Source organism: Planctomycetia bacterium (assembly GCA_034440135.1).
Taxonomy (GTDB): Bacteria; Planctomycetota; Planctomycetia; order Pirellulales; family JALHLM01; genus JALHLM01.
On the sequence record JAWXBP010000327.1, the window covers coordinates 1 to 6147 of the forward strand.

Below are 6147 nucleotides of genomic sequence, written 5' to 3' on the forward strand. Positions count from 1 at the left end.
CTGGTCGAGACCTTGCCGGCCGAGCGGCTTTCCGCCCCGCGGCTGGCCCGCACCGTCGAGCGCATCGCCGGGCGGGCGGACACCGTGGAAAAGAGCCTCACGCCCGCCGATGAACGGTAGGGCGCAGTCGTGGTTTGCTAGCCGGCTCGCAACCGCCGCAGCAAACCGTGCAGGCGGACGCCGTCGCCGTGCAGGTGCATCCGCCGCAAGGGCCTGTCGGGGTAGATGTTGGTAAAGCAGCGGAGCGAGTGCTGCACTTGCGTCACCAGCTCGTCCAGGGCCGGGCCGCAGGCCTGATGCACGCGATGCAGCCGGGCGGCGGCGGCGGGCTGCCGCTTCATCGTCTCGGCCTGGCCGAGCGTGATCTTCAACTCCCGCGAGATGGCCTTGGTGAGAGCGTTGCCCCCCACCTGCATGTTCCGCAGCCAGAGGAACTCCGGCCCGCGGCGACCTCCTCGCTGGGAGCAATCCCCAATGTTCGACTGTTTCATTCTCCTCCTCGCGCAAACAGTTTCTTGCGTGCCGCATCCGTGATCGCAGCCACGGCAGGATGCTTCAACCGCCGCTCGACCGAAATGGCGTAAAACTGCTCTCGGATTGACGCGACGCGGCCAAGTAGGCGCACGCCGTACTGGCGCTTCACTTCCTTTTCAACCGCTGTCGGGATGGCAAAGAGCCCCAGTCCGGTCCGACCAAAGACCTTGAGTACGCCGCTGTCGGCGAACTCGCCGCGCACCAGCGGCCGAATTCCTTCGGCATCAAACCACTGCTCGAGCGACCGACGTAATGCCGAGTTCTCGGTGGGCAACAAGACCGGTGCTCCATCCAAAGAGCGCGGGAATCCGTGGCGATGGGCAGCCACCAGTTGGGACGTCCCTAGGAAGGACACGCTGCACTCGCCCAGCAAATGGTTGAAGGCGCGAATCTTGATGAAGGGACTGCAAGGGGCATCCGCAAGGACCATGTCTAGGGCATTCACAGCAAGCTGCGCCAACAATTCCTCAAGCGTGCCTTCATGACAAACGACTTGCAACTGCTCTGGCAGCCGAAGCGCAGGCTCGATCAGCCGGTAGACGAGCATTTTCGGGAGCGTGTCCACGACACCGATCACCAATCGCAGCGGCTGGCCCGCAGGCCGGCCTTTAACGGTGTCCTGTAGTTCTCGACCCAGACGGAAGATGTCGTCCGCATAGCGGTACACCATGCGGCCCGTCGGGGTGAGCACGAGGTTCCGGCCGACCCGGTCGAAGAGTTTTGCGCCCAAGGCCCTTTCAAGGGAGCGCAGCTGGCCGCTGATCGTGGGCTGTGTTAGGTGGAGACACATGCAGGCCCGCGCGATGCTGCCCTCCCGCGCCACGGTCCAGAAGTAGAGCAAATGATGGTAATTGAGCCAGCTCATCCGACGCACGATACATCGATTTTATCTATGGTTCAAGTGACAGACTTCGATTTGTCATACAACCGGACCCAGCGTAAAATCGCAAAGGTTAGGACGAGGAGACAGCGGAGCAGCGTTCGAGTCCCTTTCAAGGAGGAGCATTCCAATGTTGGTCCTTAGCCGCAAGCCCGGTGAAAAGGTGTTCATCGGCAACGACGTGAGCCTCGTCGTGCTCAAGGTAAGAGGGGACCGGGTGCAGCTGGGCATCGAGGCCCCTGGCCACGTTCGCATCGTCCGTCAGGAGATTTGTGATCGACTGGCGAAAAACGCGGGGTGAAGAGAGCACATGCAGACGGAGATATATCATGCGGCTGGAAATCCGTAGCCAGGATCTCGTCGTCGGCGAGGAATGGCGAGGTTACATCGACCGCAGGCTGCGGTTTGTCTTGGGACGTTTTGGCAACCGCATCGGCTGCGTAAAGGCTTGCCTAGCTGACCTGAACGGGCCGCGCGGGGGCATGGACAAGCGCTGTCGGATCGTGGTCCACCTGCCCAGGTCCGGCGTGGTAATCGTCGAAGACACGGATGGGGACATTGGGTCGGTCGTGGATCGTGCAGCGGATCGTGCCGGGCAAGCGGTACGCCGGGAGCTGGAGCGGCGGCGCGAACGCGGCGGCCATCGGGCCGTCAGTAGAGATGATCGGGCCAGTTGATTGGTATACGGAATCGGCCTACCGTCGAGCCATTCGAGACTCTGAATGAAGAAACCAGCAGTCTTCCTTGACCGCGACGGCACCCTCATCGAAGACGCCGGGTTTCTGCGCGACGCCGCCCAGGTCAGTTTCTACCCGCAGGCGATAGCAGCCCTGCGCCGCCTTGGCGATTTCGCCCTGTTCATCGTCACGAACCAGTGTGGGATCGCTAAGGGTCACATCCACCCGGAGGAGGCTCGCGCTGTCAATGACCACGTCGTGCGACGCCTTGCGGAGGCGGGAATCAGCATCCGAGCGGTTTATTGTTGCCCGCATGAACGATCCGATGATTGCGAGTGCATCAAGCCGAAACCCTATTTTCCGAGGCTTGCGGAGCGAGATCACGAGATCGACCTCGCGAGCTCCTTTGTCGTCGGCGACCATCCGTGTGACGTCGAACTCGCACACGCGGTCGGCGCCAAGGGAGTCTATGTCCTCACCGGCCACGGTGCGAAGCACCGTGCGGAGCTTCGGGTTCCCGGCACCGTCGTCGCCGATATTGGCGCCGCGGCCGACGTGATTGAGCGAGCGCACGCGGTCGCCATTCTTCGAGCCGAAGGAATCGTCGCGTTTCCGACCGAGACCGTCTACGGGCTGGGTGCGGATGCCTTGAGTGAGGCAGCGGTACGGCGGGTGTTCCACGTTAAGGGACGGCCGGCGACGCATCCGCTTATCGTCCATTTCGGCGACGCCTCGCTGATGGCGGAATGGGCGGCCTATGTGCCCAACGCGGCTCGGCGGCTGGCGGAGCGATTCTGGCCGGGGCCGCTCACGCTGGTCCTTCCCGCATCCACGCGCGTACCGGCGATCGTCACGGGTGGGCAGGATTCGGTAGGGCTGCGCGTGCCGCGTCATCCCATGGCGCTCGCCTTGTTGCGTGAATTCGGTGGCGGAATCGCCGCCCCTTCGGCGAACCGGTTCGGACGGGTCAGCCCCACGACTGCTGAGCATGTCCGTCAGGACCTTGGAAGCGACGTCGACTTTGTCCTTGACGGCGGGGCGTGCGCTGTGGGAATCGAGTCGACGATCGTAAGCCTCACGTCTGAGATTCCGGCGATTCTACGGCCCGGCGGCGTAACGCAAGAAGAGATTGAGGCGACGCTCGGGCGTAAGGTGCCGGTGGCGCAGACGAGCAACGTGCGCACGCCCGGACAGATGAAAACGCACTACGCACCTCGCGCGGCGGTGGTCCTGGTGCCGCCGGAAGAACTGGAGCAACGGGCGGAGGAGCTTCGGAAACAGGGTCGCCAGGTCCGCGTCCTCTCCGCGAAGGACGTCGCGCCGCATGTGCTGTTCACGTCGCTTCGGCGAGCGGACGACGCGGGAGTAGAGTTCATTTTGGCTTCGGCCCCTCCCGAGCAAGGACTAGGCCTTGCGGTTGCCGACAGGCTGCGCAAGGCCGCGCACCCGAGGACTTCGAAGGAATAAGGCTTATTCGATCGGGATTGATATGCGCGTCTTGAGCGATCTGTTCGCGAACAACCGGGCGGGGGCGGCCGAGATGACCCGGTGCGACCCGGATTTCTTCGCCCGGCTGTCACACCAGCAGGCCCCCAAGTACCTGTGGATCGGATGCTCGGACAGCCGAGTGCCCGCGAACCAGATCGTCGGCCTGCTGCCCGGCCAAATGTTCGTCCACCGCAACGTCGCGAACGTGGTGGTGCATACCGACCTGAACTGCCTGTCGACCATCCAGTTCGCCGTGGACGTGCTCCGCGTGGGACATGTCATCGTATGCGGTCATTACGGCTGCGGCGGTGTCCTGGCTGCATTACGCGACGACAAGTTGGGGCTGATAGACAATTGGCTGCGGCACGTCCATGATGTGCGGGCAAAATACCGATCCCAACTGGATGCCTTGGCGAGCGAAGAGCAACAGCATAATCGGTTGTGCGAGTTGAACGTGATTGAGCAGGTCGTCAACGTCAGCCAGACTACGGTCGTGCGGGAGGCGTGGGTCCGTGGCCAAGCTCTGGCGGTGCATGGCTGGATTTACGCGCTCGGCGACGGGCTGTTGCGGGATCTCAACATGTGCGTCACGGGCGAAGAAGAGCTGCGCGCGTGTTACGAGGTCGCGCGAGCAGGGCCTGACGCTTAACGGTACGCTAGGACGACGGAGAAACGTGACCATGCTATGGCTCTGGATTGGGTTCATCTGCTTTGTGCTGGTGATGTTGGCCTTGGACCTCGGCGTTTTTCATCGCAAGGCGCATGTCGTCACGATCAAGGAGGCTGTCGGCTGGTCCACAGTGTGGGTTAGCTTGGGATTGGCCTTCGCCGTGTTCGTCTACTTCGCGTATGAAGGCCGGTGGCTCGGTCTCGGAACCCAGATCGACGCCGCGGACGGGCTCGTCAACGACGGCGGGACCGCGACCGAAAAATACCTGACCGGCTATGTCGTCGAGAAGTCCCTGAGCGTGGATAACGTCTTCGTGATTGCGATGATCTTCGGGTTCTTCGCGGTGCCCGCGATCTACCAACACCGCGTGTTGTTTTGGGGCATCCTGGGTGCTTTGATGATGCGCGGCGCGATGATCGCCGTCGGCGCGAAACTGATCGCAGAGTTTCACTGGGTGCTGTACGTCTTTGGCGGTTTCTTGATCCTCACGGCGGTCAAGATGCTGGTCCTGAAGACCGAGCACGGTGCCCCGAACCTGAACCTCATCGTCCGGCTGACGCGACGCTTCTTCCCCGTTACCGCCCGGTTCCACGGGGAGCACTTCGTCGTTCGGGCTGGAGCGCCGGCCTCATACGAGAGCGCGTTCCCCGGTACTGCCGCCATTCCGGATGAGGCCGTGGACCAGGCCCGGCCCGGCACCCTGATGCTTACGCCGCTGGCTTTGGCACTCATCGTGGTCGAGTCGACGGACCTCATCTTCGCGGTGGACTCGATCCCGGCGATTTTCGCCATTACCGCCGATCCGTTTCTGGTGTTCACGAGCAACGTGTTCGCGATCCTGGGCCTTCGCTCGTTGTATTTTGCCCTGGCCGGGATGTTAGACAAGTTCCGCTACCTCAAGGTATCGCTCGCGCTAATCCTTCTTGTGGTCGGCCTCAAGATGTTCTTTGCGGAATGGCTCAAGCTCTCCCTCGGCAAACACTTTAATTTCTATCTGCTGGGCGCGGTGCTCCTGATCCTCACTGTGGGCATCATTGCGTCATTGGTTGCTAGCCGGTCAGATAACAGCCGCGTGGCCAGACGACACCCTTGACGTCGATGCGATGGTCGCCGATAACAGACGTGCTCCCCTCCCCGACCCGAGCAGGTACTTTTCGGACCAGTGATAAAAACAGGACAAGAGTCGACTTCGACGGCAAATTGCAACAACATTTCACGAGGAACCAATGAAACGGTTTAAGAATATCTTGCTCATTTACGAATGTGATCTACCAACACTGGAACGCGCAGCGCTACTGGCCAAAGACAACCGCGCTCGGTTGACGATCGTACATCCCATCAAGGAGATACCCACTGCGTCGGAGCGTCTGATAGTTGGTCAGAAACCGGTTGATGTGCGCAAGCTCGTGTTGCAGGAACATGAGGCACGGCTGAAGGAGGTTGCCAAGTCCGTAAGGACGTTCGGAGTACGGCCTGCAACGCGTTTGCTGATCGGTGAACCGTCCCTGGAGATTATTCGTGACGTGATCGAACAAGATCGCGATCTGGTGATCTTGACCGCTGAGGGGAAAGGTGGTTTGAAGGAGCGGCTGTTCGGCAGTACCTCTACAAAGCTAATGCGCAAGTGTCCCGCCCCTGTACTTGTCCTGAAGCCTGCACGGAAAAAACAATTCCAGCACATCTTGGCAGCCATCGATCCCGAAGTCACGGGAGATAGTCACGACACGCTGAACGGCGTCATTCTGGAACTCGCGTCATCGCTTGCCGCTCGCGAGGGTGCCGACTTGCATATCGTCCATGCCTGGACGGTTATCGGAGAATCACTGTTGCTGAAAAAAGGCGGCGTTTATGCCGCAGAGATGAAAAAACATGTACATGCGGAAGGCACGCGACGACGC

Annotated in this window: 9 protein-coding genes; 6 read left to right on the forward strand and 3 right to left on the reverse strand. The window is 61.3% G+C overall.

Annotated features, from left to right (window positions below):
* Positions 1 to 137: 137 nt before the first annotated feature.
* Both pilM and nhaR read right to left on the reverse strand, forming a co-directional pair.
* On the reverse strand, positions 138 to 491 hold the full coding sequence (gene pilM, locus SGJ19_19725) for a pilus assembly protein PilM (GenBank protein MDZ4782482.1): 354 nt from the start codon (positions 489 to 491) through the stop codon (positions 138 to 140).
* Positions 488 to 1399 (reverse strand): transcriptional activator NhaR, encoded by a 912-nt coding sequence (gene nhaR / locus SGJ19_19730; GenBank protein ID MDZ4782483.1) that lies wholly within the window; start codon positions 1397 to 1399, stop codon positions 488 to 490. The genes pilM and nhaR overlap by 4 nt, the downstream gene beginning before the upstream one ends.
* Positions 1400 to 1544: 145 nt before the next feature.
* Between nhaR and SGJ19_19735 the strand changes: the two genes are divergently transcribed.
* Both SGJ19_19735 and SGJ19_19740 read left to right on the forward strand, forming a co-directional pair.
* Positions 1545 to 1715 (forward strand): carbon storage regulator, encoded by a 171-nt coding sequence (locus SGJ19_19735; protein ID MDZ4782484.1) that lies wholly within the window; start codon positions 1545 to 1547, stop codon positions 1713 to 1715.
* A 28-nt stretch (positions 1716 to 1743) separates the two neighbouring features.
* Positions 1744 to 2091 carry an HPF/RaiA family ribosome-associated protein gene (locus SGJ19_19740; protein ID MDZ4782485.1) on the forward strand — a complete coding sequence of 116 codons (348 nt, stop codon included), beginning with the start codon at positions 1744 to 1746 and terminating at the stop codon, positions 2089 to 2091.
* Positions 2092 to 2109: 18 nt separating this feature from the next.
* Here SGJ19_19740 and SGJ19_19745 read toward each other — a convergent pair whose 3' ends face one another.
* On the reverse strand, positions 2110 to 2664 hold the full coding sequence (locus tag SGJ19_19745; protein MDZ4782486.1) for a hypothetical protein: 555 nt from the start codon (positions 2662 to 2664) through the stop codon (positions 2110 to 2112).
* Between SGJ19_19745 and SGJ19_19750 the strand changes: the two genes are divergently transcribed.
* From SGJ19_19750 to SGJ19_19765, 4 genes are all read left to right on the forward strand, one after another.
* Positions 2647 to 3558: an L-threonylcarbamoyladenylate synthase gene (locus tag SGJ19_19750; protein MDZ4782487.1), complete on the forward strand. Its 912-nt coding sequence runs from the start codon at positions 2647 to 2649 to the stop codon at positions 3556 to 3558. The genes SGJ19_19745 and SGJ19_19750 overlap by 18 nt on opposite strands.
* A gap of 22 nt (positions 3559 to 3580) precedes the next feature.
* On the forward strand, positions 3581 to 4228 hold the full coding sequence (gene can / locus SGJ19_19755; GenBank protein MDZ4782488.1) for a carbonate dehydratase: 648 nt from the start codon (positions 3581 to 3583) through the stop codon (positions 4226 to 4228).
* Between the two features lie 31 nt (positions 4229 to 4259).
* Positions 4260 to 5342, forward strand: coding sequence for a TerC family protein (locus SGJ19_19760; protein ID MDZ4782489.1), 1083 nt, complete (start codon positions 4260 to 4262; stop codon positions 5340 to 5342).
* 133 nt (positions 5343 to 5475) lie between these two features.
* Positions 5476 to 6147 (forward strand): universal stress protein (locus SGJ19_19765; GenBank protein ID MDZ4782490.1); only part of this gene is annotated, 672 nt, incomplete at its 3' end.

Bases quoted from the DNA above. Each gene is read 5' to 3' on its own strand.
- pilM (MDZ4782482.1), bottom strand. From the start codon at position 491: ATGAAACAGTCGAACATTGGGGATTGCTCCCAGCGAGGAGGTCGCCGC.
- nhaR (MDZ4782483.1), bottom strand. From the start codon at position 1,399: ATGAGCTGGCTCAATTACCATCATTTGCTCTACTTCTGGACCGTGGCG.
- SGJ19_19735 (MDZ4782484.1), top strand. From the start codon at position 1,545: ATGTTGGTCCTTAGCCGCAAGCCCGGTGAAAAGGTGTTCATCGGCAAC.
- SGJ19_19740 (MDZ4782485.1), top strand. From the start codon at position 1,744: ATGCGGCTGGAAATCCGTAGCCAGGATCTCGTCGTCGGCGAGGAATGG.
- can (MDZ4782488.1), top strand. From the start codon at position 3,581: ATGCGCGTCTTGAGCGATCTGTTCGCGAACAACCGGGCGGGGGCGGCC.
- SGJ19_19760 (MDZ4782489.1), top strand. From the start codon at position 4,260: ATGCTATGGCTCTGGATTGGGTTCATCTGCTTTGTGCTGGTGATGTTG.